The 23,926-nt window shown below is 75.7% G+C and carries 21 protein-coding genes; 8 read left to right on the top strand and 13 right to left on the bottom strand.

What is annotated here, in order from left to right; all coding sequences use genetic code 11:
- Positions 1-7: 7 nt before the first annotated feature.
- From QMQ26_RS27375 to QMQ26_RS27350, 6 genes are read right to left on the bottom strand one after another with little or no spacing between them, the layout of a single operon-like run.
- Complete coding sequence (locus QMQ26_RS27375; RefSeq protein ID WP_100839951.1) at positions 8-1,435, bottom strand: NAD(P)-binding protein; 1,428 nt, start codon at positions 1,433-1,435, stop codon at positions 8-10.
- The gene (locus QMQ26_RS27370; protein WP_282203037.1) at positions 1,428-2,384 is read right to left on the bottom strand and encodes a phosphotransferase family protein; all 957 of its coding nucleotides are present in this window, start codon (positions 2,382-2,384) and stop codon (positions 1,428-1,430) included. Before QMQ26_RS27370 ends, QMQ26_RS27375 begins: the two co-directional genes overlap by 8 nt.
- Entirely contained in the window at positions 2,381-3,640 is a 1,260-nt protein-coding gene (locus tag QMQ26_RS27365) for a hypothetical protein (protein ID WP_282203036.1), read from the bottom strand. Before QMQ26_RS27365 ends, QMQ26_RS27370 begins: the two co-directional genes overlap by 4 nt.
- A gap of 4 nt (positions 3,641-3,644) precedes the next feature.
- A complete protein-coding gene (locus QMQ26_RS27360; protein WP_100839954.1) occupies positions 3,645-4,643 on the bottom strand; it encodes a transketolase family protein in 999 nt (332 codons plus the stop codon).
- Positions 4,636-5,463, bottom strand: a complete 828-nt coding sequence (locus QMQ26_RS27355) for a transketolase (protein WP_282203035.1) — start codon at positions 5,461-5,463, stop codon at positions 4,636-4,638. Before QMQ26_RS27355 ends, QMQ26_RS27360 begins: the two co-directional genes overlap by 8 nt.
- A 10-nt stretch (positions 5,464-5,473) precedes the next feature.
- Positions 5,474-6,208, bottom strand: coding sequence for a class I SAM-dependent DNA methyltransferase (locus tag QMQ26_RS27350; RefSeq protein WP_159073323.1), 735 nt, complete (start codon positions 6,206-6,208; stop codon positions 5,474-5,476).
- Between the two features lie 264 nt (positions 6,209-6,472).
- On the opposite strand from QMQ26_RS27350, the gene QMQ26_RS27345 reads away from it, so the two are divergent.
- The 5 genes from QMQ26_RS27345 (at position 6,473) to QMQ26_RS27325 (ending at position 14,684) form a co-directional block, all read left to right on the top strand.
- The gene (locus QMQ26_RS27345; protein WP_282203034.1) at positions 6,473-7,585 is read left to right on the top strand and encodes a tRNA ligase subunit PheS family protein; all 1,113 of its coding nucleotides are present in this window, start codon (positions 6,473-6,475) and stop codon (positions 7,583-7,585) included.
- A gap of 11 nt (positions 7,586-7,596) precedes the next feature.
- On the top strand, positions 7,597-9,936 hold the full coding sequence (locus tag QMQ26_RS27340) for a phenylalanine--tRNA ligase subunit beta-related protein (protein WP_282203033.1): 2,340 nt from the start codon (positions 7,597-7,599) through the stop codon (positions 9,934-9,936).
- Between the two features lie 98 nt (positions 9,937-10,034).
- Entirely contained in the window at positions 10,035-11,930 is a 1,896-nt protein-coding gene (locus QMQ26_RS27335) for an ABC transporter ATP-binding protein (RefSeq protein WP_282203032.1), read from the top strand.
- Positions 11,927-13,702 (top strand): ABC transporter ATP-binding protein, encoded by a 1,776-nt coding sequence (locus tag QMQ26_RS27330; RefSeq protein ID WP_100839960.1) that lies wholly within the window; start codon positions 11,927-11,929, stop codon positions 13,700-13,702. The genes QMQ26_RS27335 and QMQ26_RS27330 overlap by 4 nt, the downstream gene beginning before the upstream one ends.
- A gap of 55 nt (positions 13,703-13,757) precedes the next feature.
- Positions 13,758-14,684, top strand: coding sequence for an LLM class F420-dependent oxidoreductase (locus QMQ26_RS27325; RefSeq protein ID WP_100839961.1), 927 nt, complete (start codon positions 13,758-13,760; stop codon positions 14,682-14,684).
- Here QMQ26_RS27325 and QMQ26_RS27320 read toward each other — a convergent pair.
- The gene (locus QMQ26_RS27320) at positions 14,665-15,738 is read right to left on the bottom strand and encodes a helix-turn-helix transcriptional regulator (protein WP_282203031.1); all 1,074 of its coding nucleotides are present in this window, start codon (positions 15,736-15,738) and stop codon (positions 14,665-14,667) included. The genes QMQ26_RS27325 and QMQ26_RS27320 overlap by 20 nt on opposite strands.
- A 238-nt stretch (positions 15,739-15,976) precedes the next feature.
- Between QMQ26_RS27320 and QMQ26_RS27315 the strand changes: the two genes are divergently transcribed.
- Positions 15,977-17,278 (top strand): DUF455 family protein, encoded by a 1,302-nt coding sequence (locus tag QMQ26_RS27315; protein ID WP_282203030.1) that lies wholly within the window; start codon positions 15,977-15,979, stop codon positions 17,276-17,278.
- Positions 17,279-17,552: 274 nt separating this feature from the next.
- Complete coding sequence (locus QMQ26_RS27310; protein WP_282203029.1) at positions 17,553-17,936, top strand: transposase; 384 nt, start codon at positions 17,553-17,555, stop codon at positions 17,934-17,936.
- A gap of 39 nt (positions 17,937-17,975) precedes the next feature.
- Here QMQ26_RS27310 and lysS read toward each other — a convergent pair whose 3' ends face one another.
- Positions 17,976-19,652, bottom strand: coding sequence for a lysine--tRNA ligase (gene lysS, locus QMQ26_RS27305; RefSeq protein WP_318552054.1), 1,677 nt, complete (start codon positions 19,650-19,652; stop codon positions 17,976-17,978).
- Between the two features lie 203 nt (positions 19,653-19,855).
- Here lysS and QMQ26_RS27300 point away from each other — a divergent pair, with 203 nt between their 5' ends.
- Complete coding sequence (locus QMQ26_RS27300) at positions 19,856-21,736, top strand: methyltransferase (RefSeq protein WP_282203028.1); 1,881 nt, start codon at positions 19,856-19,858, stop codon at positions 21,734-21,736.
- Here QMQ26_RS27300 and rpmF read toward each other — a convergent pair.
- Genes rpmF through rpmB form a run of 5 tightly spaced genes read right to left on the bottom strand, consistent with a single transcriptional unit; the run spans position 21,660 to position 23,814 of the window.
- Entirely contained in the window at positions 21,660-21,824 is a 165-nt protein-coding gene (gene rpmF, locus QMQ26_RS27295) for a 50S ribosomal protein L32 (RefSeq protein ID WP_100839966.1), read from the bottom strand. The two genes, QMQ26_RS27300 and rpmF, sit on opposite strands and share 77 nt — an antisense overlap.
- Positions 21,825-21,833: 9 nt before the next feature.
- Positions 21,834-22,076: a 30S ribosomal protein S18 gene (rpsR, locus tag QMQ26_RS27290; RefSeq protein ID WP_282203027.1), complete on the bottom strand. Its 243-nt coding sequence runs from the start codon at positions 22,074-22,076 to the stop codon at positions 21,834-21,836.
- Positions 22,077-22,103: 27 nt separating this feature from the next.
- Positions 22,104-23,276 carry a CobW family GTP-binding protein gene (locus QMQ26_RS27285; RefSeq protein WP_404813967.1) on the bottom strand — a complete coding sequence of 391 codons (1,173 nt, stop codon included), beginning with the start codon at positions 23,274-23,276 and terminating at the stop codon, positions 22,104-22,106.
- Positions 23,273-23,578 (bottom strand): 30S ribosomal protein S14, encoded by a 306-nt coding sequence (gene rpsN, locus QMQ26_RS27280; protein WP_100839968.1) that lies wholly within the window; start codon positions 23,576-23,578, stop codon positions 23,273-23,275. The genes QMQ26_RS27285 and rpsN overlap by 4 nt, the downstream gene beginning before the upstream one ends.
- Positions 23,578-23,814: a 50S ribosomal protein L28 gene (rpmB, locus tag QMQ26_RS27275; protein ID WP_100839969.1), complete on the bottom strand. Its 237-nt coding sequence runs from the start codon at positions 23,812-23,814 to the stop codon at positions 23,578-23,580. Before rpmB ends, rpsN begins: the two co-directional genes overlap by 1 nt.
- Between the last annotated feature and the right edge of the window lie 112 nt (positions 23,815-23,926).

The raw sequence follows: 23,926 nt of genomic DNA, 5'->3' as shown, positions 1-23,926 counted from the left end.
TCTCCGATCAGCTGCGCAGAACGGCGGCGGCGGCCGCCAGCCCGGTGGATGCTCCGTAGGTGACGCCGATGATCTTGGAGGAGCAGTCGCCGGTGAAGTAGAGGCCCGGGGCGCTGCTCTCCAGGTCGGTGGAGAGCTCGATGGCGGGGAACAGGCGCTCCACCACCGGGGCCGCGACCACCGTCTCCGGCCCGATCAGCCCGGGCGCGACGGCTTCCAGGCTGTCGACCATCGCGGCGATGTCGGCGACCCGCCGCGGGCCCAGGACCTCGGCCAGGTCCGTCCACCGCGCCTGCACCAGGCTGGTGCCGGGCCGGTCCGCGCAGCGGCCCCGGCCGAGCAGTTCGACCAGCGGCTGCACCACCGGGAGGCCGTCTCCGGCGGCCGTGGCGCGGCGGCTGAAGTCCAGCGCGTACCGGGTGCCGTCGCCGCCCGGCGGTACCCGCACCGTGGTGACGATGCCGAAGTTGGTGCGCCCGGTGGGCGTGGTCAGGCAGTGCTGCCCGTCCAGCACCACGGTGTCCTGGAAGGCGTACTGCATGATCCGGCCGCCCTCGCAGACGCAGAAGGTCCGGACCGGGTCGCCGTCCTGGTTGAGGAAGGTGAACTTGGGGTTCTGGCAGGAGGCGGTCAGCGGGGCGGCCAGCTGCCGCGTGGTCTCCAGCCGGACGCCGACGTCCACCGTCGGGCTGGGCCGGTGGGCCACCGCGTTGCGGTCGAGCACCTCGCGGACCCAGCCGAGGCCGAGCTTGCCCACCGCCACGATGACGTTCCTGGCCCGGAACACGGTGCCGGCGGCGCCGACCAGCCAGGTGCCGTCCTCGGCCCGGACGACCGACTCCGCGCGGGTGCGCAGGTGCAGGCGCAGTCCGGCCGCGACCGCGTCGGCCACCAGGCCGTCGATCATGCCGAGCGCCTCGTCCACGGTGACCGCCTGCGACAGCGCCTCGTCCGCGAGCGCGAACCCGCTCGGCGGCACGTGGCAGGAGGCGGCCGACGGCCCGGGCCGGGGCGGCTGGAGGCCGAAGCGGTGCATCAGCCGGTAGACGTCCCGGACCGCGTCCGCCGCCCGGTCGAAGCTCCCCAGCGTCCGTTCCAGGCCGCTGTAGGTCCGGACGCCGCCGCGGCCGTCCTGCTCGATCTTGGACTTGGACAGGCCGCTGACGTACCCGAGGTTGGTGTCGAAGTGGAAGGCGGCGCCGCCCAGTCCGGTCAGGCAGTCGCAGCGGTTGCACTGCAGCCGGAACTTCTCCGCGGACCGGACCGTGCGGCCGCCCATCCGCGCCGACACCTTCGGGCACAGGCTCTGGCGCATGTCGCCGCCCGCCTCCAGCAGCGCGACCCGCGCGCCGCCGGTGGCCAGCCGCCAGGCGGCGAACAGGCCGGCCGGGCCGGCCCCGACGACCACCGCGTCCAACAGCTCCGGCTCAGCCACGGCCGACCCCCGACCAGCGCGGGGTCTCGGCCTCGAACCGCTCGGTGAACGGCCGGAAGAACAGGTGGCCGGTGGGCCGGCCCTGGTCCTCGATGCGACGGATCATCCAGTGGCAGAGCACCGGGGTCAGCGCCACCACGGACTCGACGTCCTGGCCGGTGAGCCGCGCGTAGTGGCGGAACGCCCGGTCGGCGGCGGTGCGGAAGGCGTTCTCGCCGTGGAAGACCCGCTCGTACAACCAGTCGAAGCCGCGGTCCGGGTAGTCGGGGAAGGCGATCAGCGCCGCGGTGACGACCAGGTTGAGGACGTCGAGGGCGGGCAGGCCGACCGGTCGGTAGTCCTCCCAGTCGATGAGCGACATCCGGCCGTTGCGGTCGACGCGCAGGTTCCACGGCCCGAGGTCGCCGTGGGTGGGGGCGAGCCGGGCCCGCTCCAGCCGCTCCAGCGTGACGGCCGGGAGGCGGACCCCGGCCGGCAGGTAGGCCGCGGCCACCTCCCCGGGGACGGCTCCGACCGGGCGGGGCCCCTGCCGGTGCAGCCGGGCCGCCAGCTCGACGCCGGCGCACAGCACGGCGGGCCACTCCTCGGGCCGGGCGGCGGCCATGAAGGCCGGGAAGTCGGTGGCCGGCACGTGGCTCATCACGAAGCCCCGGTCGAGCCTGCCGACCGGACGCGGGCGCGGCAGGTCGAGCCCGCCGAGCCCGGACAGCAGCTCCCACTCCCGGTCGACCATGTCGTCCTGCGGGTCCAGCGGGACCTTGGCCACGTAGCGGGGCTCCCCGCGGACCGCGGTCTCGACGAACAGCCGCTGGCGCTGCTTGCGCTCGCTGCGCGGGACCCAGGTCCGGAAGGTGATCCCGGCCGGCTCCGCGCCGTCGAGGCGGCGGTGCAGCGCGAGCATCGCCTCCTCGGTGCGGGACAGGCACTCCCGGTACGCGTCGGTGTTCACCGGGCGCCCCCGACCAGCTCGTCGGCCGGGGCCGGCAGGACCTCGCCGAGCAGCGCCGAGAAGGACGGTCCCTGGAGCAGCGCGCGCAGTTCGGCTACGCCGTCCGCCCGGTCCTCCGGGCCGAGGTCGACGAAGCTCTCGATCCGCTCGTTCATGCCGCGGCGGAACAGCGCGTACCCGCCGTCGTCCGCCAGCAGCCGGCCGACGTGGCCGACGATCGCGGCGGTGCCCTCGAAGTCGTCGGCCGGCACCTCGTACCCGGGGATCAGGTCGGAGAACCGGCTGCCGTGCCGTTCGAACAGGGTGCCGGCCAGCCCCTCCAGGTTGCTGATGTGGCCGTAGTGCTGCTCCGGGAGGGCCATCGGGAAGTGGCCCAGCAGCAGCGCCTCGTGAATGGCCGTCAGTCCCGGGGTGAGCAGGTAGTGCCGGGCGGAGGCCACCGCGGGGATGAAGGCCCGGTGGGACAGGCAGCGGAACTCCGCCGTCCGGCCCCCGACCGCGACCCGCGCGGCCCGGTCGCCGCCGTAGCTGCCCCCGCAGACCGCGACCCGGTCGAACCGCGGCCAGTCGGCCAGCAGGTCCGGGATCCAGCGCGAGACCAGGTGCAGGTACGCGTTGTGGTGGTCGTAGTCGAGCAGGAAGTTCTTGAAGCCGCCGATGTTGACCATCAGGTCGACGGCGTCCTCGGTCGCCCGGGGGACGTCGGCCAGGGCCGGCTCGTCCACGATCGGCCCGGTCAGGTGGGCCCCGACGGCGCCGAGCGCGCGGAGTTCGGCGATCCGCTCGGCCACGCCCGGGAAGTTCTGCGCCGCGGAGACGTCCGCGAGCAGGTGCGCCGCGAAGACCTGCTCGTGCGGGGACAGCTCCGCCAGCACCTCGGCCGGCGGGGCGGAGCCGGTCCGCCGGGAGAGCTCGCACAGCTCGGCGATCCGCCAGGCCGGGGTGTCGAGCTTCCAGAAGGCGAGCAGGCTGTCGACGAGCAGCACCGGGCGGCCGGCGGCGACGGCGCGGAACACCAGGTCGGCGTCCATCACCGAGACCACCCAGTCGGCCCGCCGGATCTCCCGGTCCAGCGCCCCGGCGTCGGCGGCGATGTCGACGAACTCGTCGAAGGCGTCGGCGTTGCGGTGGGCGAAGTCCGCGGCGACGGTGACTCCGGTGAAGACGCGGTGGTGCCCGTCCAGGGCACGGGAGACGGCGGTGAGTTTGGATATCGGGCCAAAGCCGCAGCTCTGGGCGCCGAGCAGGATGCGCATCAGATCACTCCGGGGTCGGGGGCGGTTCGACGAGGGCGCGGGCGATCGAGGCCGCGTCGATGCCGTAGAAGTGGAACAGTCCGGCCTGGTCGAGCACCGGAGCGGGCCGTTCGTCCACGGCCAGGAAGCGGAAGGTGCCGTGCCAGCGCCCGGCGAGGGCGAGGGCGGTCTGGGTCGCCAGGCCGCCGAGGACGTGGTGCTCCTCGACCGTGACCACGGTGGACGCCCCGGAGACCGCCGCCAGCAGGGCCTCCCGGGGGAACGGGAACACCGCGGTCAGGCCGAGCACCCGGACCCGCCGCCCGTGCGGTCGGACCGCGTCGGCGGCGCGCAGCGCCTCCGCGACGGTGCGGCCGGCGGCCACCACCACCGCGTCACCGGGGGCGTCCGGGTCGCCGGGGTCGCTCGTGCTGTCGGGGCCGTCGAAGTCGAAGACGCCGGGCCGGTCGAAGGAGAAGGGGGTGTCGGCGGCGTGGACCACCGGGTCCTCGCGCGCGCCGAGCCGGACGTAGCGGGGGCCGCCGCCGAGCACGGCGTCCCGTACCGCCCAGTCGGCCGCGTGGACGTCCGCCGGGCAGTACACCCGGGTGTGCGGCATGGCCGACAGCGCGCCCAGGTCCTCCGGGACGTGGTGGGTCGCGCCCAGCGTCCCGTAGCCGAGGCCGCCGCCGACGCCGAGGACGGTGACGTCCAGGCCGGGGCGGCAGATGTCGATGCGGAGCTGCTCGGCCGCCCGGCGGACCAGGAAGGGCGCCATCCCGCAGACCACCACCCGCTGGCCGGCCCGGGCCAGCCCGGCGGCGACGCCCATCAGGTTGCCCTCGGCGATGCCCACGTCGATGAAGCGGTCGGGGTGCCGGGCGGCGAACGCGGTGGCGAGCGCGCGGCCGTCGGCGGCCAGCACGACCAGGTCGGGCAGCCGGTCGCCGAGGTCGGCCAGCGCCCGGGCGACCGCGGGCCGCATGCCGGCGGCCGGCCCCGTCCCGGGGTTCCGCTCAGTCATCGGCCACCGCCCGTCCCCGGTCCAGGGCGGCCAGGGCGGCCGCCAGCCGGGCGGGGTCCAGCGTGCCGGTGTGCCAGTCCGCGCTGTGCTCCATGAACGGCACCCCCTTCCCCTTCACCGTGTGGGCGAGCAGCACCGTGGGCTGCCCGTCGGGCGCGGCGGTCTCCGTCAGGGCGGCCCGCAGCGCCGCGTGGTCGTGGCCGTCGACGGTCACCGTGCGCCAGCCGAAGGCCCGCCACTTCCGGTCGAGCGGGCCCAGGTCCAGGACCTCCGCGGTCGTCCCCTCCTGCTGCATCCCGTTGACGTCGACCAGGGCGACCAGGCGGTCCAGCCGGCGGTGGGCGGCGAACATCGCCGCCTCCCAGACCGATCCCTCGTTCAACTCGCCGTCGCCGAGCACCACGTGGGTGCGGTGGCCGCGCCCCTGGAGCCTGGCCGCCTCGGCCAGGCCCGCGCCGATCGACAGGCCGTGGCCCAGCGCCCCGGTGGCCGCGTCGACCCCCGGCACGCCGTCCACCGGGTGGCCGGCCCAGGGGCCCGGCCGCTCGGTGTCCAGCAGCCCGTGCTCGGCCAGCACCGCGTAGAGGGCCCACACCGCGTGCCCCTTGCTGAGCACCAGCCGCGGCCGGCCCGGGTCGGACGGGTCGCCCGCCGGCGCGCCGGTCTCCCGCAGGACCGCGATCAGCAGGTCGACCACGGAGAGCGATGAACCCAGGTGGACCTGCTGGTTCCCGGCGAAGCGCAGGATGCGCCGCCGCGCGCCGAGCGCCAGCTCGGCGGGCGCCCGCACCGGCCCCGCCGCTGCCCGCGTGGACGTCATCGGCCGGACGTCAGACCGTGCCGCGGCGGTACACCGACACGTGGTTGCCCGACCTGGCGTTGAACGGCTCGCCGAGCCACCCGCCGGTGCGCTCGACCAGGGTCAGCCCCGCCAGACGCGCCATCAGGTCCATCTCGGAGGGCCAGACGTAGCGCAGGAACGCCGGGAACAGCTCGACCTTGCCCTGCTTGAGGTGGATGTGCTGCTCCAGGATCTGCTGGGTCGAGGGGTCGTGCTTGTCCGCCTCGATGAGCACGTGGTCCAGGCCCATGTCGTGGACCTGGGTCCACGAGTTGCGCCGGAAGCGGGTGGGGTCGGGCATGAACGCCTCGACCACGAAATGCCCGCCCGGCTCCAGGGCCGCCGCCGCGCTGGAGAAACAGGAAATCTGCTCCTCCTGGGTCTGCAGGGCGTAGATCGTGTTCAGCACGAGAAAGGCCAGGGAATAGCTCTGCTCCACCTCGAAGGAGGAGATGTCCGCCTTCGTGACCGGAATTCCGGCACCCCCCTCCTTTTCCCGCAGCTTCTCGGTCATCTCCTCCGACGAGTCGATTCCGTGCACTTCGATGCCGCGCTCGACGAGCGGCACCGCGATGCGACCGGTGCCGATGGCGAGTTCCAGGACGGGGCCGTCGCCGGCGAGCTTCGCCAGGAAGTCGACGGCCTGCTCAGGGCCGGGCCAGGGCAGGCCGTCGTAGATCTCCGCCCAGCGACTGCCGTACGTCTGCGCATTCCATGCACTCATCTGACGTCCTCTCGTGACACCGGAAAGAAGCGATAGCGAGACCATGGCACGGTGCCGTTCCCGACACCATCGGGCCATCGGTGAAAGTTGCTGACAGTCCGCAAATGACCACCCCGGCAAAACGGGCAAAAGCTTTCACGGCCGACATCGGAGAAGCCGATCCCGTTGCGTTCCGGCGGCCCGCTCCGCCACGATGGGGCACCGGAAATCCCCGGCCGGGAAACGGCACGGACCGCATGCGGGAAAACCGATCAGGAGGGATCCATGTCCGAACCAGCACCCGCGGCCACCGGTCGGGATCCGCTGTCCGCGCCGCGGATTCGGGACCTCCGCGACCTCGCCCTGCGCGAACTGGCCGCCTGCCCGGCGACCGGCCCGGCCCTGGCGGAGTGGGAGGGCCGCCACCTCGGACGGCGCGGCTCGCTCGCCCGGCACCGGGCGCTGATCGGCCAGGCGCCCCCGGCGCACCGGCCCGCGCTCGGCCGCCTGCTCGGCACGGCCGCCGCCGAACTGGCCCGGGCCCTGCGGGAACGGCGGGAGCGGCCGGCCGACCTCGCCGCAACGACCGACCCCGCCGCGCCGACCGCTTCCGCCGCGCCAGCCGCTTCCGCCGCGCCGACCGGGACGCTCGACCCGTGCCTGGCCCGGCCGGCCGCGCCGCCGCCGGAGCCGCACCCGGTCAGCCGGCTGGCGGACGAAGTCGCCCACTACTTCGGCCGGTTGGGGTTCACCCGGCGCGCGTCCCGGCAGATCGAGGACGTCGCCCACAGCTTCGACCTGCTGGGCGTCCCCGCCGACCACCCCACCCGCAGCCCGCAGCACACCTACTTCACCGAGGACGGCGCGGTGCTGCGCTCCCACACCACCGCGTCCGCGCTGCGGCTGCTGCGCGAGCTGCCGCCGGGCCGGAGCGCCCGGTTCGTGGTCGACGGTCCGTGCCACCGCCGCACCGTCCCCGGGCCGCGGTTCGTGACCCAGTTCCACCAGTCCGAGGCGGTGGCCGTGGGCCCGCGCATCCGGCTGAGCGACCTCAAGGGCCTGGCCCTGGGGCTCTGCGCGGAGGTGCTCGGCCCGGACGTGCCCGCGCGGCTGCGGTTCCGCACCCTGCCGTACGTCTCCCCGGGGCTCGCCATCGACGTCGCCTGCACCCCGTGCGGGTCGGCGGGCTGCGGCCTCTGCCTGGGCAGCGGGCACCTGGAGGTGATCTCGGGCGGGATGCTGTCCGCCGCGGCGATGCGGTCGGTCGGAGCGTCCCCGCAGGTCCGGGCCCTGTCGCTGGCGGTGTCCCTCGAACGCGTGCTGGCGATCCGCCACGGCCTCGACGACATCCAGCACTTCCTCGACAACGACCTGTCCGTTCTCACCCAGACCTACTGAGGGAGCGTCAGATGCGGGTCCCGGTCTCCTGGTTGAACGAGTTCCTGCACCGCGAGCTGTCCGTGCGCGAGATCGACGAGCTGCTGGGCGAGGCGGGGGTCGCCGTCACCGGCGCCGACTCCGCCGGCCTGCTCAGCCCGCTGGTGGTGGCCGGCCGCGTCGAACCCGGTCCGGCCGGGCGGCCGGGCACCGTCCGGGTCGCGGTGCCCACCGGGGAACTGGTGCGGCTGCCGGACGGGGTCGGGGAGGCGCCGCCCCCGGGCAGCGTGGTCGCGGTGGCGCTGCCCGGGGCCAGGCTGTTCGCCACCGCCGACCGGTCCGGCCCGGAACCGATACGCGGCAGGCTGCTCCGGGTGGGCCCCGCCGGACACCCCGGACAGCCGGTCGGCCGGATCTGCACCAGCGCCGAACTCGGCCTCGGCCCGCACCCGCACGTCCACCTGCTGGCACCCGGCTCGCGACCCGGGACCCCGGTCCGGGCACTGCTGCCGGAGGCGCGCGTCGAGGAGGTGCTCACCCTCCGGGTCCCGGACACGCTGGCGCACTGCGGCGGACTGTGGGGCCTGGCCGGGGAGATCAACCTCCGGCTGGACGGCCCCGGGACGGCCACCACGGCCACCGCCGGCGCCGCCGACCCCGGGGGCACCCGTCCCCCCGGACCGCCCGACGCGCCGGTCCTGGAGGTCCGCGCGCCGGAGGTCTGCGCCGCGGCCCTGCTGCTGCCCCACCCTCCGGCCGCCGGGCCCGCGCCGGACTGGGAGCGGGCCGCGCTGGCCGGCCTGACGGCCGACGACGGGCTCGACCGGGTGCTGCTGATCGCCGCGTTCGAGTACGGGGTGCGGCTCTCCGCCCACCGGCTGCCGGCCGGGGGACGGGTCCGCGTCCGGCTGGACGACCCCGCCGGGGCCCGCGCGCCGGGCGACGCGCCCGACCGGGCGGACCACGCCCACCTGCCGCTGACCGTCACCCCGCGCCCGACGCCGCCCTCGCCGTCCGTGCCGCCGCCGTCCGTACCGCCGCTGCCGCCGGGCGCGGAACGTCTGCTGGTGCTGGCGACCGCCGAGGCGGGGAACGCGCCGGACGGCGAGCGCTGTCGGCGTGCCGTCGCCCGGGTCGGCGCGCTGCTGGACCCCGGGACGCCGTCGGGGGGCCGGGCCGTCTCGGTGGCCTTCGGTCCGACGGCCGGGCGGCGGACGCTCACCCTCGACCCCGCCGCGCTGCGGTCGCTGTCGGAGGGTCCGGCGGAGGGCCCGGCGTACGGTCGGCTGCTCGCCCTGATCGGTGCGGACTGCGACTGGACCGACGGCGGGCTGCGCGTCCGGGTGCCGCCCTCCCGGCCCGATCTGCGCGATCCGGAGGACCTGGTGGCCGAGCTGGTCCGCCTGCACGGGCTGGGCCGGATACCGGCGACGCTGCCCGACGGCGAGGTCCGCCCCGAACCCGACCACCGCCACCGCGCCCTGACGGCGCTCCGCCGCACCCTGGCCGGGTGCCGGTTCCACGAACTGCTGACCCCGGTCGTCGGCACCGGCCCGGCGCCCGCGGACGGCCCGGCCCGGGAGGACCCCTGGTGCGCACCGGTGCTCGGGCTGGCCGGGTCCGGGCCGGGCCGGACCCGCTTCGTGCGCCGCAGCCTGGTGCCCGGCCTGGCCGCCGCCGCCCGCGCCCAGTCCCCCGCCACGGCCCCGCACGCGCTGTACGAACTGGGCATGGTGCTGGACCCGCTCGGACCGGACGGCGCGCGGGAGCGGACCTCGCTGGCACTGCTGCACACCCCCGCCGACCCGCCGGGGGCACCGGGGACGGGACCGCTCCGGGAGGCCGGCTACTGGCAGGTCCTGGACGCCGTCAAGGCGCTGCTGCGCCCGCTCGCCGCGGGCCCGCTGCGCACCGAGCTCCTCGACGACCCCGCGTTCCGGCCCGGCACCGCGGCGCTGCTGCTGGTCGCCGGGCAGCCGGTCGGCCGTCTCGGCGTGCTCCCGGCGGGCGCTCCCGCCGAGCGCTCCGCGGTGGCCGAACTCGACGTGGACCGGCTGCTGTCGCTGCCGCGGGTGCCCCGGACGGTCACCACGCCCGCGCGCTTCCCCGAAGTCCAGCGCGACGTCTGCCTGTTGCTGCCGCCCGGGCCGGCCGCCGGACCGGTGCTGGCCGCGCTGGCGGACTCGGGGCCGCTGGTGCGCCGGGTCGACGTGCTCGACGTCTACGACGTCCCGGGCGAGCACCGGGCGGTCACCGTCCGGCTGGTCCTCGGGTCGCGCTGGCACACCCTGGAGCGCCGGGAGGCCGGCGCGGCCGTGGAGCTCGCGGTCGCCGCGGCCGTCGTGGCGGGCGCCCGGGGGACCAGGTCGTAGCCGCCGGTCGGCCGCTGCGCGGCCCCCACCACTGGACCGCCCCGGAGGGGGCCCCTGATTCCGGAGCCCGACCGCCGGGCTGGAACGAGAAGAGGAACATGGACAACCACGATGCCTGGGGGGCGCGTTCACGGCGCGGCCTCGCCCTCCTCGTGACAGCGGTGCGCTCGCAGCCGCTCCCGTTCGCCGGGGCACTGGCCGGCAGCGCGCTCTACGCGGGAACCACCGTGGCGACCGCGTGGCTGCTGGGTCAGGTGACGAACCACGTGCTGGCCGCTCGGGCCGCCGGTTCGGCGGTGCCCGGTCTCGCCGCGGACACCGCCTGGCTGCTCGGCGCGGCCCTGCTCCAGGTCGTCGGCTTCGTGTGCCGCGAGAGCCTGTCGGCGGTGATACGCCACCGGTTGCAGGCCGACCTGCGCCGTCGCCTGGTGCGCCGCTACGCCGTGCTGCCGCCGACCGGGCAGCGGCAGCGGGCGACCGGCGACCTGCTGTCCGTGATCGACGCGGACGTGGAGGTCACCTGGCAGGCGGTCCGCCTGCTGCCGTCGGCGTGCAGCGCCCTGCTGATGCTGGCGGCGGGCATCACGGCGATGTTCCTGACCGCCCCGGCCTTCGGCTGGATCGGCGTGGTGCTGCTGCTGGTCGTGCTGACCTTCTGCGTGGCGTTCGAGTACCGGGCCGGGCCGCTGGTCGCCCGGCTCCAGGCGGTGCGCGGCCGACTGGCCGCCGTCGCGCACGAGAGCTTCGAGGCGGCGCTGCTGGTCAAGGCCACCGGCCGGGCGGAGTCGGAGACCGCGCGCTTCGCCGAGTCGGCCGAGCGGCTGCGGCAGGCGAGCCTGGCCGCGGGCCGGGTCCGCTCCGTCTTCGACCCCGTCATGGAGGCGCTGCCCGGTGCGGCCATGCTGGCGGCCCTGCTGGTGGGCGCCCTGGAGGTGCGCTCCGGGAGGATCGAGCCGGGGGCGGTGGTCCAGGTCGCCTTCCTGATCGCCCTGTTGGGGCTGCCGATGGTCTCGGTCGGCTGGATCATCAGCGAGTTCCCGCTGAACGCCACCGCCTTCGCCAGGGTCGAGGCGGTGCTGGCCGACGCCGGACCGCCGTCGGCGGCGGGCCCCGGGTCGGACGCCACCGGCCCGGACGCGGACACGGCCGCCGCCGGTCCGGACCCGGCATCGGACCCGGACCCGGCCGCCGCCGGTTCCGGCGCGGCCGCCGTCGCGCTGGAGCGGGTCTCGCTGGTCCACCCGGACGCGCCCGAACCCGCCGTGCGCGAGGTGTCGTTCGAGGTGGCCGCCCACCGGCAGGTCGTCCTGGTCGGGCGCTCGGGTTCGGGGAAGTCCTCGCTGTGCGCCCTGCTGGCGGGGCTGGCCGTCCCGTCCTCGGGCAGGGTGCGGCTGGACGGGACGGACCTGCGGCTGCTCGACCCGGCGCGGGCCACCGAGCGGATCGCCCTGCTGCCCCAGCAGCCGTTCCTGTTCCAGGACTCGATCCGGGCCAACATCCGCCTGGGGGCCGACGCGGACGACCGGGAGGTCCGGCGGGCGCTGCGGCTGGCGCAGGCCGAGGGGTTCGTCGACGCCCTGCCCGACGGGCTGGACACGCCCGTCGGCGAACGCGGGCACACCCTGTCCGGCGGCCAGCGCCAGCGCCTCGCCCTGGCCCGGGCGCTGCTCCGCCGGCCGGGGCTGCTGGTCCTGGACGACGCCACCTCCGCGGTCGACCCGCTGGTGGAGGCGGCGATCCTGGACGGGCTCGGCGCCCTGCGCCCCGAACTGACCGTGGTGATGGCCTCGTCCAGCCTGGCCGCGGTCGAACGCGCCGACGAGGTGGTCTACCTGGAGCGGGGCGCGGTGCGCGCCCGCGGACCGCACGGGGAGCTGCTGGCCGCCTTCCCGGCGTACCGGCAGCTGGTCACCGCCTACCGCCGCGACCGGGAGCGGCGCGCCGACGGCGCCGGTCTCCACGGCGCCCCCACCGACAAGGAGTTCGCCGGATGAGCAGCAGCACCATCACCGAGGCCCCGGGCGGGGCCTGGGCCGTCATGCGGCGCGGGATCGCGCTGTCCGACGAGTTCCTGCGGGGCATCACCGCGACCGTCCTGCTGGGGCTGGTCGCGGTGGCCGGCCGGGTGGCCCTGCCGGTCGCCCTCCAGCGGGCCCTGGACGGGGCGACCCGGGACGGGGCCGGAACGGGGGCGGTGGTCTGGCCGGTGGTCGGCGCGGGCGTCGCGGTCGTGACGACGGCGGCGGCCGGCTACTGGGTGAGCGTCCGGCTCTACCGGGCCAGCGAGGCCGGTCTGGCCGCCACCCGGACGTCCGCCTTCCGGCACATCCACGACCTGCCGCTGGTGGTCCAGGAGGCCGAACCGCGCGGCGCCCTGGTGGCGCGGGTGACCTCGGACGTCGACACGGTCAGCAGCTTCCTGCAGTACAAGGGCCTGATGCTGGCGCTGAGCGCCCTGCAGATGCTGACCACCACCCTGGTGATGGCCTACTACGACCTGCGGCTGACCCTGCTGGTCTGGGCCTTCCAACTACCGCTGATCGTGTTCCTGAACCGCAGTCAGAACTCGCTGTCGCGGCTCTTCGGCACCCTGCAGGACCGCCTCGCGGGGCTCCTCGGGGTCACCGGCGAGACCCTGAACGGCGGGGAGACGATCCGGGTCTACGGGGCGCGGGACTACGCGGTGGCCCGGGCCGACCGGGCGGTGGCGGACGTCCACGCCGCCCAGACCCGCTGCCAGTGGGGGACCACGGCGGCCCAGACCGTCGCCGAGCTGGTCCCCAGTCTGATCACCGTCGCGCTGGTGCTGGTCGGCGCGCGGCTCACCGGCGACGGGTTGACCGTCGGCGACCTGACGGCGTTCCTGTTCCTGGCCGTGCTGTTCGTCACCCCGACCCGGATGGGCGTCACCGCGTTCACGGAGGCGCAGCGCGCGCTGTCGGGCTGGCGCCGCCTGCTCGGCGTCCTCGCCGCGCAGGCGCAGGACCCGGTCGACGACGCGGCCCGGACGGTACTCGGCGCCGAGCCGGCCGCGATCTCCTTCGCGGGGGTGCGGTTCGCCTACCCGGGGGGCCACGAGGTGCTGCACGGCGTGTCGGTGGTGATGGAGCCGGGGCAGCGGGTGGCGGTCGTCGGGGAGACCGGTTCGGGCAAGACCACCTTCGCCAAGCTCGCCTGCGGCCTGCTCCGCCCGAGCGGCGGGCAGGTGCTGATCGGCGGCGTGCCGGTGGACCGGATCGACCAGGGCTCGCTGCGGCGCCGGGTGGTCATCGTGCCCCAGGAGGGCTTCCTGTTCGACACCACCATCGCCGAGAACATCCGGTTCGGGGTGCCGGACGCCGACGACGGGCGGATCCGGCGGGCGTTCCGGGAGCTGGGCCTGGACGAGTGGCTGGAGTCGCTGCCGCTGGGCCTGCGCACCCCGGTCGGGGTGCAGGGCGGCTCGCTGTCCGCCGGGGAGCGCCAACTGGTCGCCCTGGCCCGGGCGCACGCGGCCGACCCGGCCGTGCTCCTGCTGGACGAGGCCACCTCGGCGGTGGACCCGGCCACCGAGGACCGGATCCAGCGGGCGCTGGAGAAGCTGACCACCGGGCGGACCGCCGTGGTGGTGGCGCACCGGCTGGTGAGCGCGCAGAGCGCGGACACCGTCCTGGTCTTCGACCGGGGCCGGATCGTCGAGGCGGGCCCGCACGCCGAACTGCTCGCCCGCGACGGGACGTACGCCGCGCTGCACGACGCCTGGATCACCCGGCCCCAGTACGGCTGAGCCGCGGCACCGCCGACCGCCCCCCACCGTCCCGCACGCCAGGAGGACCAGCAGCATGGATTTCCGGATCTTCGTCGAACCCCAGCAGGGGATGGACTTCGCCCAGCAGGCCGCCACCGCCCAGGTCGCCGAGAGCCTCGGCTACGACGGCTTCTTCCGCTCCGACCACTACCTGGCGGTGGGTCCGGGGCCCGGCCTGCCCGGGCCCACCGACTCCTGGGTCACGCTGGCCGGCTTGGCCCTGCGGACCAGCACGATCCGGCTGGGCACGCTGCTGTCCGCCGCGACCCTGCGGCTGCCGGGGCCGCTGTCGATCCAGGTGGCCCAGGTCGACGAGATGTCCGGCGGTCGGGTGGAGCTCGGGCTGGGCGCCGGCTGGTACGAGGAGGAGCACGCCGCCTACGGCATCCCCTTCCCGGCCCGGCGCTTCGGCCCGCTGGAGGAGCAGTTGCAGATCCTGCGGGGGCTGTGGGCGACCCCGGCGGGGAAGACCTTCGACTTCGCGGGCGAGCACTACCGCCTCACCGGCTGCCCCGCGCTGCCCAAGCCGGTGCAGCGCCCGCACCCGCCGATCATCGTGGGCGGCCGGGGGCCGCGGCGCACCCCGGAGCTCGCGGCCCGGTACGCCGACGAGTACAACGTCGGGTTCGTCCGCCCGGAGGTGGCCCGGGCCCAGTTCGACCGGGTCCGCGACGCCTGTCGGGCCCTGGGCCGCGACAGCGGCACCCCCGTCCTCTCGGTCGCCCTGGTGGCGTGCTGCGGCAGCACCCCGGCCGCGGTGACCGCCCGGGCCCACCGGATGGAACGCGGCGAGGCGGAGCTGCGCGCCACCGGGCTGACCGGGTCCCCCGCGGAACTGGTGGACAAGATCGGCCGCTACCGGGAGGCGGGGGTGGAGCGCGTCTACCTCCAGCTGCTGGAGCCGGAGGACTACGACCACATGGAGCTGATCGCCCACCAGGTCATTCCGCAGACGAGGTGACCATCGCCCGCCGGTCGGGGCCGGCCGCCCCGCCCGCCGCGGGGACCAGCCCCCGGGTGCACGCCTCCACCCCGGCCTGGAAGCGGCTGCTGACGCCGAGCGAACTCATCAGGTCCGAGAGGTACCGCCGGCAGGTGCGCACCGACAGGCCGAGCCGGCGGGCCACCACGTCGTCCTTGGCGCCGCTGGCCAGCAGGCGCAGGATCGACAGCTTGACCTGGTCGATGACCTGCGGCGGCTGCGCCTCGTCGGCGAGGAACGGCACGCCGCGGTCCCAGCAGTTGGTGAAGATCCCGGCCAGGACGGAGATCACCACCGGGTGGCGGACCAGCACCGCGGCCTGCGGCCCGTCCTCGGGGTCCGGGCCGGGCGAACCGACCCCGTCGGCCGCCAGCAGCAGGGCGCAGCGGTGGTCGAACAGGACCAGCTGGGCCGGGAGTTCGTCGATGGTGCGGAACTGCGCCCCGTGCGCGCCGAGCGTCTCGGCCAGGCCCTCGGTGGGCAGGTGCAGCCGGGCGCCGTGCTGGTGGACGGCGCGGATCGCGACGCCGCGGCGCAGCGCGTCCCGGCACTGGTCGGTGCGCCGCTCCCACTGGCGGTCGAAGCTCCCGCTGTCCGCCTGGAGCAGCAGGAGCTGCTGGGAGGTGCGGCCGATCTCCAGGTCGAGCAGGGCGTCGAGGGCCTCGTCCCCGACGATCTCGAAGGTCTGCTGCGAGCGCGCGCCGGTGACCGACTCGTGCACCGGGACGAGCAGTTGCAGCTGGGTGCGCAGCCGCTCCGCCAGGGCCGCGCGGCGGCGGGCCTCGGCCTCCATCGGCACCACCAGCGCGGCCATCGCGGCGTGCGGCTCGACGGCCAGCCAGTCCCGGTCCGAGTGCGCCTCCACCACCCGGAGGCTGCTCAGCAGCCGGTACACCTCGTCCACCCGCTCCAGCGGGACGTCCGCGCTGGCGCTCAGCCACTCGTCGTCCCGGCGGCCCTCCTCCAGCAGTCGGCGGTAGGCGGCCACCGCGAGCTCGTCCAGGTCGGGTATCGGGTTCTCGGACGTGTCCATGTGCTCCTCCAGCCGGCCACACGTAGCGACGCACCGTCAGTCGGCCTCCCGGAGGGGGCCCCCGCGACTGTGGCACCGGCGGCCGCGGGGCGACAAGGGAGTTGTCTCCTGTGGCGGTCGGCCGCACCTGCGGCGGGGGAGTTCCGGCCTGGCCGGTACTCCCCCGCCGCAGCCGTAGCCGGGCCGGACGGGGCTGCCTAGATTCGATCCGCAGGCAGCCGACCCGAAGGGGATACCCATGAACGCGCACGCTCCAGACGGCGGAGGGCCCGGCCGCATCGACGCCCTCTCGATCGGTGAACTCGCGGCCTTCGACCTCTCGCTGTACCACGCCACCCTGCTGGCCGGCCGGGCGCTGGCGGCCTTCGCCCCGCGCACCGGTGACATCGCGCCGCGGGCGGCCCTGGTCCGCGCGATCCACAGCCTGGTCTCCCAGGCCGGCCTGCTGCACACCCGGGCGCTGGAGCTGCGGGTCCGACCGGACCGGCTGGGGCGGCCCTCCGCGGAGGCGGTCGAGGAGGTGACCGCCGTCCTGGCGGCGGACGACCCGGAGCAGGCGCTCGCCTGGGGGTACGCCCTGCTCCGGGAACTCGCCGTGCTGTACCGCACCTCCCGCGACCAGTGCGCGGAGGAGACCACCTACCACGACCGGCGGCTGTACGACCTGTGCCTCGGCCTGGCCCTGGAGCCCCAGCAGCCGGCGGCCGAACTCGGGCTGCCCGACGTCGAGTTGGGCGCGATCCTGCGCGGGGCGCACCGTCCGGGGCCGTCGGTCACCCCCACCGGCACCGTCCCGCTGTCCCCCGCGCCCTGCCCGCACCGCAGCTACCCCGCCTGGGCCGGCCGGGTCCCGGCGATCGGCGGCGCCACCCCCGACCCCGATCCGAGCCTGCTGGACGACGACACGCTGGTCTACCTGATGCGCAAGAGCATCCAGATCGAGTTCATCGCCACCGACGTCCCGCTGCGCAGCATGGCGGACTTCGCGGACCTGCCGCTCGGCTTCTACCTCGACATGACCCGGCACGGCCACGACGAGATGCGGCACACCCACCTGCTGATCGAGGAGATCGCCCGGCTGGGCGTGGACTACCGCCAGTTCCCCTACCGCGACCCGGACCTCTACGCGGCGATGGCCGGACAGCCGCTGGACCACCGGATGATCGTGCTCAGCCGCACCGGTGAGGACGCCGCCATCGAGGTCTTCGGCAACGCGGTCCCCCGGATGCGGGCCGCCGGGTACGAGTCCGTCGGCCTCATGTTCGACCACGTGCTGGCCGACGAGGTCCGGCACGTCACCTACGCCAACCGTTGGCTCGACCACCTCTACGGCGGCGACGAGTTGGCGGTGGAGGAGGCGACCGCGCGGGTGCTGCGGCGGCACAACGAACTCGTCGACGAGATCGGGCTCGGCGACTACGCCAAGCGCGAGACGGATCACATGGCGTTCCGCGGCCGGGGCAAGCCCGACCTCGAACTGCGGGCGCTGGCCGGGTTCAGCGAGCGGGACCTGCGGCGGCTGGCCGGCGACACCGTCTGACCCCCGGCCCCCGGGCCCGCACCGGAGTCGGCCGGGCTCCGCTGCGGGCCCGGCCCGCGGGCGGGGTGGCGGCTCTCCGCAAGGCGCGAACCCGAGGGCCACCGCCGCCTGTGCCCGGGCCGCGGCTCGGGCACGCTGGCGGCATGCCTTCCTCCGCGTACGCACGTGGCCTGCTCGCCCCGGCCGGACCGGCCGCGACCGCCCCGCTCCGCCCCGCCCGCGCCGGGGACGCCCCCGACCCGCGCCCGCCCGCCCCCGACCGGCCCGGCCGGGGGTGCGGCCACCGGCCCGCGAGCACCGCTTCGGCTGGCTCGCCCCCATGGTGGTGTGGCCGACGGCCCGGTGGCTGCTCCCGGCGCCGGCCCGCCGCCCCCAGGGCGGCGGCACCCGCCGCCGGGACGACGAGGCGCTGTTCGCCGCGGTCTCCTTCATCCTCACCAGCCACGCCCCGTGGCGGGCCGTCCCGCCGGGCTTCGGGGTCTCCTGGCAGCACACGCACCGCAGTTTCCGCCACTGGCGCGACCACGGGACGTGGGACCGGCTGGCGCTCGTCGCGCACTCCCGGCAGGCGCCGGACCAGGTCAGGTACTGGGCCGACCGGCTGGCCGCGTCCGCGGCGGGCCGGGGGTACGGCCGCGAGCCGGAGGACCCGGGCTGAGCCGGGCCGCCCGGTCCTCCGGCTCGCGGCCGGGCCGGGCTAGCCGGCGGCCAGCAGCGACCGGATGCGGTCCGCGCCCAGTGCCAGCAGCAGGGTGGGGAGCCGGGGGCCGGTGTCGCGGCCGACCAGGAGTTCGTAGAGCAGGGCGAACAGCTCGCGCTGGGCCGTCTTCAGCTCCGGTGACGCCGGGGCGTCCAGCGGGAGTCCGGCCCGCAGCTTCGGGACGCCGTACACCAGCGAGGTCAGGCCGGCGAGGGACCAGTTCGCGTCCAGGCCCTCCACCAGCAGCTTGAGCGCCGTCCGCTCGTCCTCGGTCAGCCGGGCCAGCCGCTCCGTGTCGGGTTCGGTGCGCACCTGGGTGCGGTCCTGCGCCGGGACGTAGGTGCGCACCCACTCCTGGGCGCGGTCGAGTCGCGGCCGGGCCCGGTCCAGGCTCGCCAGCGGCTCGTCGGGGGTGAGGTCGCGCAGGATTCGCAGGGTCTGCTCCGGGTCGCCGGCCGCCACGTCGGCGACCGACGCCAGGGTGCGGAACGGCAGCGGCCGGGGGGTGGTGGGCAGCGGGCCGGCGGCCGGGCCGGCCGAGCGGGCCAGCATCGCCGCGTCGGCCTCGGTGGCGGTGCCGGAGTCGACCTTCCGCCCGAGCGCGTCCCACTCGTCGTAGACCCGCTGGATCTCCTGGTCCAGCGCGATCCGGAAGGACTGCCGCGGCTGCCGCCGGCCGTACAGCCAGCGCAGCACCGGGGGTTCGAGCACCTTCAGGATGTCGGCCGGGGTGGGCACCCCGCCCTTCGAACTGCTCATCTTGGCCATGCCGCTGATGCCGACGAAGCTGTAGCCGAGGTACTTCGGCGGCAGCCCGTCGAAGACCTCGCGCACCAGCTGCGAGCCGACGGTGAAGGAGGACCCGGGCGAGGAGTGGTCCACCCCGCCGGCCTCGAAGGTGACCCCCTCGTACGCCCAGCGCATCGGCCAGTCCACCTTCCAGACCAGCTTCCCGCCGTCGGCCCCGGACAGCGCGAACCCGTCCTGGTGCCCGCACGCGCACCGGTAGCGAATCCGGGTGCTGGCCTCGTCGAAGTCGACGACCGCGGTGGAGTCCCGCCCGCAGTCCGCGCAGTACGGGCGGTACGGGTGGTAGCCGCCCGCGCCGCCGGCGGCCGCCGCCTCGTCCTCGTCCTCGTCCTCGTCCGCTTCGGGACCGTCCGCCGGGGCGGCGGCGGCCTGCTTGGTGCGGTACCGCCCGAGGACCTCGTCGATCCGGTCGCGCTGCCGCATCGCGTGCACGATCCGGTCGCGGTAGGCGCCGGAGCCGTACATCCGGGTCTGGCTGATCTCGTCCACCTCGACGCCCAGCCGGGCCAGCGCCTCGCGCAGCGGCGCCTTGAAGTGCTCGGCCCAGTCGGCGTGTTCGCCGCACGGGTCGGGCACCGCCGTCAGCGGCCGGCCGATGTGCTCGGCGAACCCGGCCGGCACCCCGGCCGGGACCTTGCGCAGCCGGTCGTAGTCGTCCCAGGAGAGCAGGTGGCGGCAGTCCAGGCCGCGGCGGCGGAGTTCGTCGGCCACGAAGTGCGGCACCATGATCTCGCGCAGGTTGCCCAGGTGGACCGGGCCCGACGGGCTGATGCCGGAGGCGCACACCAGCGGGGTGCCCCCGCGGCGTTCGCTCTCCTCGATCACCTGGTCCGCTGCGGCCACCACCCAATCGCTCTGCTTCACGGCCACGGCACGTTCCTCCAGTTGACGCTGATTCAAATACCGACAGCCTAGGGCCGGTTCGGCAAGATCCACATCCAGCCGCCGCCCGGGCGCCCGCGCCGGGGCGGCACCGCCGCCATTCAGTGAATACGATAACGATTGTCATTCTGGTGTGGTCCGTGGTTCAGTGGTGCCGCCCCCACGCCGACCCCGGAGCGCCCCCCGTGGATTCCGTCCCCCCGCTCGTGACCGCCCTGCGCGGCCTCGCCGAACGCCCGGCGCTGATCGGCGACGACGGCCGGCCGGTCAGCGGCGCCGCGCTGCTGACCGGCGCGGTGCCCGCCGACGCGCTGTCGCAGGCCGTGGCCGCCCGGGTCCGGGCCGCCCGGGCGGCGACCCGCGAGTCGGACCCGCACGAGCGCCGGCTGCGGTACTGGGCCAGCGTCCTCGGGCCGCTGCCGATCCGGCACACCGTGCTGCTGCCGCCGACCGGCCTGGGCGTCGAACTGGCCCTGGCCACCCTGCTGGCCGGCGGCACGGTCGTCCACGGCGACCCGGACCGGCCACCGGCCGACCTGCTCGCCGACCTGGCCCGCTCGCGCTCCACCCACCTCAGCCTTCCCTCCGAACTGCTCTGGCGAATAAGCGAGTTGGGCGACCAGCACGCCCAGGAACTGGACGACCTGCGCCGGGTGCTGCACGTCGGCCCCGAACCGCGCCAACAGGACGTGTACGCCGCCGTCGAGGCGCTGGGCGCGGTCGTGGCGCACGTCCGCACGCCCCGCAGCGACGCCGAGAGCGCGGACACCGCCCTGCGGAAGGTCGCCGCCGCCGCCACCGACGCGGCCTGGAAGCGGCTCATCGGCGTCACCGCCGAGCAGGCCCGGGTGTTCACCGCCCGCCTGGACGCCGCCGTGCTCTCCTCGATGCTGCTCGCCCTGCGCCGCGACGGCGTCCTCGAGGAACCCGGCCGCGGCCACCCGCTCCCCGAGATCCTGGGCGCGGCCCGGGTCGCCCCCGCCCATCACCGGCTGGTCGGACGCTGGCTGGCCGAGCTGACCCGGCACGGGCTGACGACCCGCCGGGGCGAGCTGTTCGCCGCGACGCGGCCGGTCCACCCGTCGGACGCCGCCCGCGCCTGGCAGTCGGCCGCCGACGCCTGGACCGGCCGGCTCGGCTCGGCCACCGTCATCGACCACCTGCGCACCGCCGCCGAACGGCTGCCCGCCCTGCTCACCGGCGAACAGCAGGCCGCCGCGCTGCTGCTGCCCAAGGGCAGCACCCGGGTCGTCGAGGCCCTCGCGACCAGGACCGCGGCGGGCCGCTACCGCGCCGCCGTCCTCGCCGCGGCCCTGCGGCGGATCGCCGCCGACCACCCCGGGCCCGGACCGCTGCGGGTGCTGGAACTCGCCGCCGGCACCGGCGCCGCCACCGGCGAGATCACCCGGGCCCTCGCGGACCGGACCGCCCCCGCCGCCGACTACCTCTGCACCGACCCGTCCGACCTGCTGCTGGCCGCCGTCCGCGCCCGGGTCGGCCGCCACCCGCACCTGCGGTACGCCCGCTTCGACCTGCACGACCCCGGGTCCGGGCCGGGGGCCGTCACCGGCCCGTTCGACGTGGTGGTCGCCGACGGCGCGCTCGCCTGCGCCCCCGACCCGGACCTCGCCGCCCGGCGGCTGACCGCACTGCTCGCCCCCGGTGGATGGCTGCTGCTCAACGAACCGGTGCGCACCCGCCTGGAGTTCCTGGTCCGCGACGCGTTCCTGCCCCACCCACATCCGCACGACCCCGGACCGACCCCGACGCGCCCCGCCCGGCGCCCCGCGCTGGCACGCGGCCCTGGCCCGGGCGGGGGTGCGCACCGTCCTGGCCGTCACCGGGGACGACCACCCCGTCACCCTGCTCGGCGACCAGCTCCTCGCCGCCCGGACCGGGTGCCGGATCGAGTGACCGCCCCGCCCGGGAGCACTCCCCCGGAACGGCAGGGGGGCCGCAGCGCTGGGCTGCGGCCCCCCTGCTCCGCTCTCACGGCGTCAGCAGGCCGCGCTCGTACGCCTTCGCCAGCCGGCGCGGGACGAGGTGCTCGCGCCCGTCGACGGTGACCGGGACCAGCTGGGGCGGGCTCGCCTTCCACCGGGCGCGGCGGTGGCGGGTGTTGCTGCGGGAGGTCCTGCGCTTGGGGACGGCCATCGTGGGCTCCTATCGGACGGGGGTGGCGTGAGGCAGTAGCGCCATCTCGCGGGCGTTCTTGATGGCGCGGGCCATCGCGTGCTGCTGCTGGACGGTGAGCCGGGTGACCCGCCGGCTGCGAATTTTGCCGCGGTCGGAGACGAACTTCCGCAGCAGGGTGGTGTCCTTGTAGTCGATGTACTCGATGCCCGCCTCGATCAGCGGGTTGGGGCGGGGCTCGGCCGGCCGTCCGGGGCCGGGGCGCTGGGCCATGTCGGGTCCTTGCGTTCGTTCGGGTGGTCAGGCGACGGGTTCGAGCAGGTCCGCGAAGGCGTCGGGGAGGGTCTTCCAGCCCGGTTCGCCCGCGAGCAGTTCGGCGTCGGTGAGCAGGCAGGAGTCGAGGAGTTCGGTGATCCCGTCGGCGTCCAGTCCTTCGGCGGTGAAGGCGAGTTGCTGGACGCGGTCGCCGTGCTGCGGGTGCCAGTCGAGGGCGGCGGCGGCCCGGCGTTCGGGCGGGTAGTGCTCCCAGTGCTCGTCGGGGAGGGTCGCCAGCCACGGCCCGCACTCCTCGACCGCGAGGTTGGCTCCGGCCGCGTCCCAGGCCAGCATGAGTTCGGGGCGGTTGGCCAGCCAGAACCGGCCGCGGCTGCGCTGCGCGGCGGGGACGAGCAGTTCCAGCGCGTCGTGCAGCCGTCCGGGGTGCAGCGGGCGGCGGCGCTCCCACACCAGGGTGGCCACGCCCGACTCGTCGGCCTGCTGCGGCAGCAGGGCCAGGGCCGGGTTGACCCGGTCGCGGGCGGCCGGGACGTCGAAGCCGCCGAGCGCCGCCCGCAGGAGTTCGCCGGTGCCGAGCGCCACCCGCCGTGCGGTGGGGTGCAGTTGGCGCAGCATCGCGAGGCCGGTGTCGCCGCCGCGGGCGAGGGCGAGGGTGGTGGCGTACTCGATCTGGTGGGCGAGTGCCTCGGCCCGGGTGCGGGCGTCGTCCGCGGAGGTGTGCTCGGCGTGTTCGGCGAGGTCGTCGGAGACCGAGAGTTCGCCGATCAGCCGGTCGGGGTCGACCGCCGTGACCACTCCGGCGAGTTCGATCAGCTCTCCCATCGGGCGGCCGTCCACCTCGCCCTCGGCGATCACCTCGGCGACCGGGTGCGGGTCGCTGCCGCCCCACAGTTCGACGATGGCCAGGCCGTGTTCGCCGGACTCAGCGAGGCCTGCCAGCTCGGGCAGCAGGTCCTCGCGCACCGCGCAGCAGGGGCAGTCGTTGACCAGCGGAAGTTCGCGGGTGTCGAACACGCCTTCGTCGTCGCGCAGTTGGCGGTGCACCACGCCGCGGTCGGCGTCGCGCAGGTCGTGGTGGAGGACGACGGCGCCGATGCTCGCGTCGAGCAACTCCTTGACGGCGCGGCGGCGTTCGGCGCGGTGCAGGCCGGCGACGATGACGACGGGGAGTCGGAGGTGGGCGGGCACGGCGCTCACCAGCTCGACGTGCGCACGCCCGGCAGCTGTCCGGCGTGCGCCATGGTGCGCAGGTTGATCCGGGACAGGCCGAAGGCGCGCTGGTAGCCGCGCGGGCGGCCGTCCACGGCGTCCCGGTTGCGCAGGCGGGTGGCGCTGGCGTCCCTGGGCTGGCGGTCCAACTCCCGCCGGGCGTCGGCGCGTTGCTCCGGCGTGCTGCCGGGGTGGGTGAGGGTGCGCTTCAGTTCGGCCCGGCGCTCGGCGTGGCGGGCGACCAGGGCGCGGCGGTGCTCGTTCTTGGCGATCTTGCTGCGCTTGGCCATCAGACCTTCTCCCCGCGGGCGCGAATTCGGGCGACGGCCGCCTCGATCCCGATGGCGTCGACGGTCTTGAGGCCCTTGGCGCTGAGCGTGAGGCGCACGTGGCGGCCCTCGCTGGGCAGCCAGTAGCGCTTGCGCTGGATGTTCGGGTCGAAGCGGCGCGGGGTGCGGCGGTGCGAGTGGGAGATCGCGTTGCCGAATCCCGGCCTGCGGCCGGTCAGTTGGCAGTGGGCGGACATCGGGGCTCCGTTCCGGTCGGATGGACGGGAGCACTCTACGTGAAAATGGATTTCATTTTGCTAGAGTCGCACCCATCCCCCGACACCGAACCCCGGACACCCGGCCGACCCC

Source organism: Kitasatospora fiedleri, from assembly GCF_948472415.1.
Taxonomy (GTDB): domain Bacteria; phylum Actinomycetota; class Actinomycetes; order Streptomycetales; family Streptomycetaceae; genus Kitasatospora; species Kitasatospora fiedleri.
Note: the sequence above shows the minus strand (reverse complement) of the source record. Positions and strands in the feature narration are given on the sequence as shown.

What these genes read in the sequence shown, in the direction of transcription:
- rpmF (WP_100839966.1), bottom strand. Translation starts at nt 21,824, where the DNA reads ATGGCCGTCCCCAAGCGCAGGACCTCCCGCAGCAACACCCGCCACCGC.
- QMQ26_RS27320 (WP_282203031.1), bottom strand. Translation starts at nt 15,738, where the DNA reads ATGGACACGTCCGAGAACCCGATACCCGACCTGGACGAGCTCGCGGTG.
- rpsR (WP_282203027.1), bottom strand. Translation starts at nt 22,076, where the DNA reads ATGGCCCAGCGCCCCGGCCCCGGACGGCCGGCCGAGCCCCGCCCCAAC.
- QMQ26_RS27355 (WP_282203035.1), bottom strand. Translation starts at nt 5,463, where the DNA reads ATGACGTCCACGCGGGCAGCGGCGGGGCCGGTGCGGGCGCCCGCCGAG.
- QMQ26_RS27340 (WP_282203033.1), top strand. Translation starts at nt 7,597, where the DNA reads ATGCGGGTCCCGGTCTCCTGGTTGAACGAGTTCCTGCACCGCGAGCTG.
- rpsN (WP_100839968.1), bottom strand. Translation starts at nt 23,578, where the DNA reads ATGGCCAAGCGCAGCAAGATCGCCAAGAACGAGCACCGCCGCGCCCTG.
- QMQ26_RS27315 (WP_282203030.1), top strand. Translation starts at nt 15,977, where the DNA reads ATGAACGCGCACGCTCCAGACGGCGGAGGGCCCGGCCGCATCGACGCC.
- QMQ26_RS27325 (WP_100839961.1), top strand. Translation starts at nt 13,758, where the DNA reads ATGGATTTCCGGATCTTCGTCGAACCCCAGCAGGGGATGGACTTCGCC.
- QMQ26_RS27350 (WP_159073323.1), bottom strand. Translation starts at nt 6,208, where the DNA reads ATGAGTGCATGGAATGCGCAGACGTACGGCAGTCGCTGGGCGGAGATC.
- QMQ26_RS27365 (WP_282203036.1), bottom strand. Translation starts at nt 3,640, where the DNA reads ATGCGCATCCTGCTCGGCGCCCAGAGCTGCGGCTTTGGCCCGATATCC.
- QMQ26_RS27330 (WP_100839960.1), top strand. Translation starts at nt 11,927, where the DNA reads ATGAGCAGCAGCACCATCACCGAGGCCCCGGGCGGGGCCTGGGCCGTC.
- QMQ26_RS27345 (WP_282203034.1), top strand. Translation starts at nt 6,473, where the DNA reads ATGTCCGAACCAGCACCCGCGGCCACCGGTCGGGATCCGCTGTCCGCG.
- QMQ26_RS27360 (WP_100839954.1), bottom strand. Translation starts at nt 4,643, where the DNA reads ATGACTGAGCGGAACCCCGGGACGGGGCCGGCCGCCGGCATGCGGCCC.
- QMQ26_RS27335 (WP_282203032.1), top strand. Translation starts at nt 10,035, where the DNA reads ATGGACAACCACGATGCCTGGGGGGCGCGTTCACGGCGCGGCCTCGCC.
- rpmB (WP_100839969.1), bottom strand. Translation starts at nt 23,814, where the DNA reads ATGTCCGCCCACTGCCAACTGACCGGCCGCAGGCCGGGATTCGGCAAC.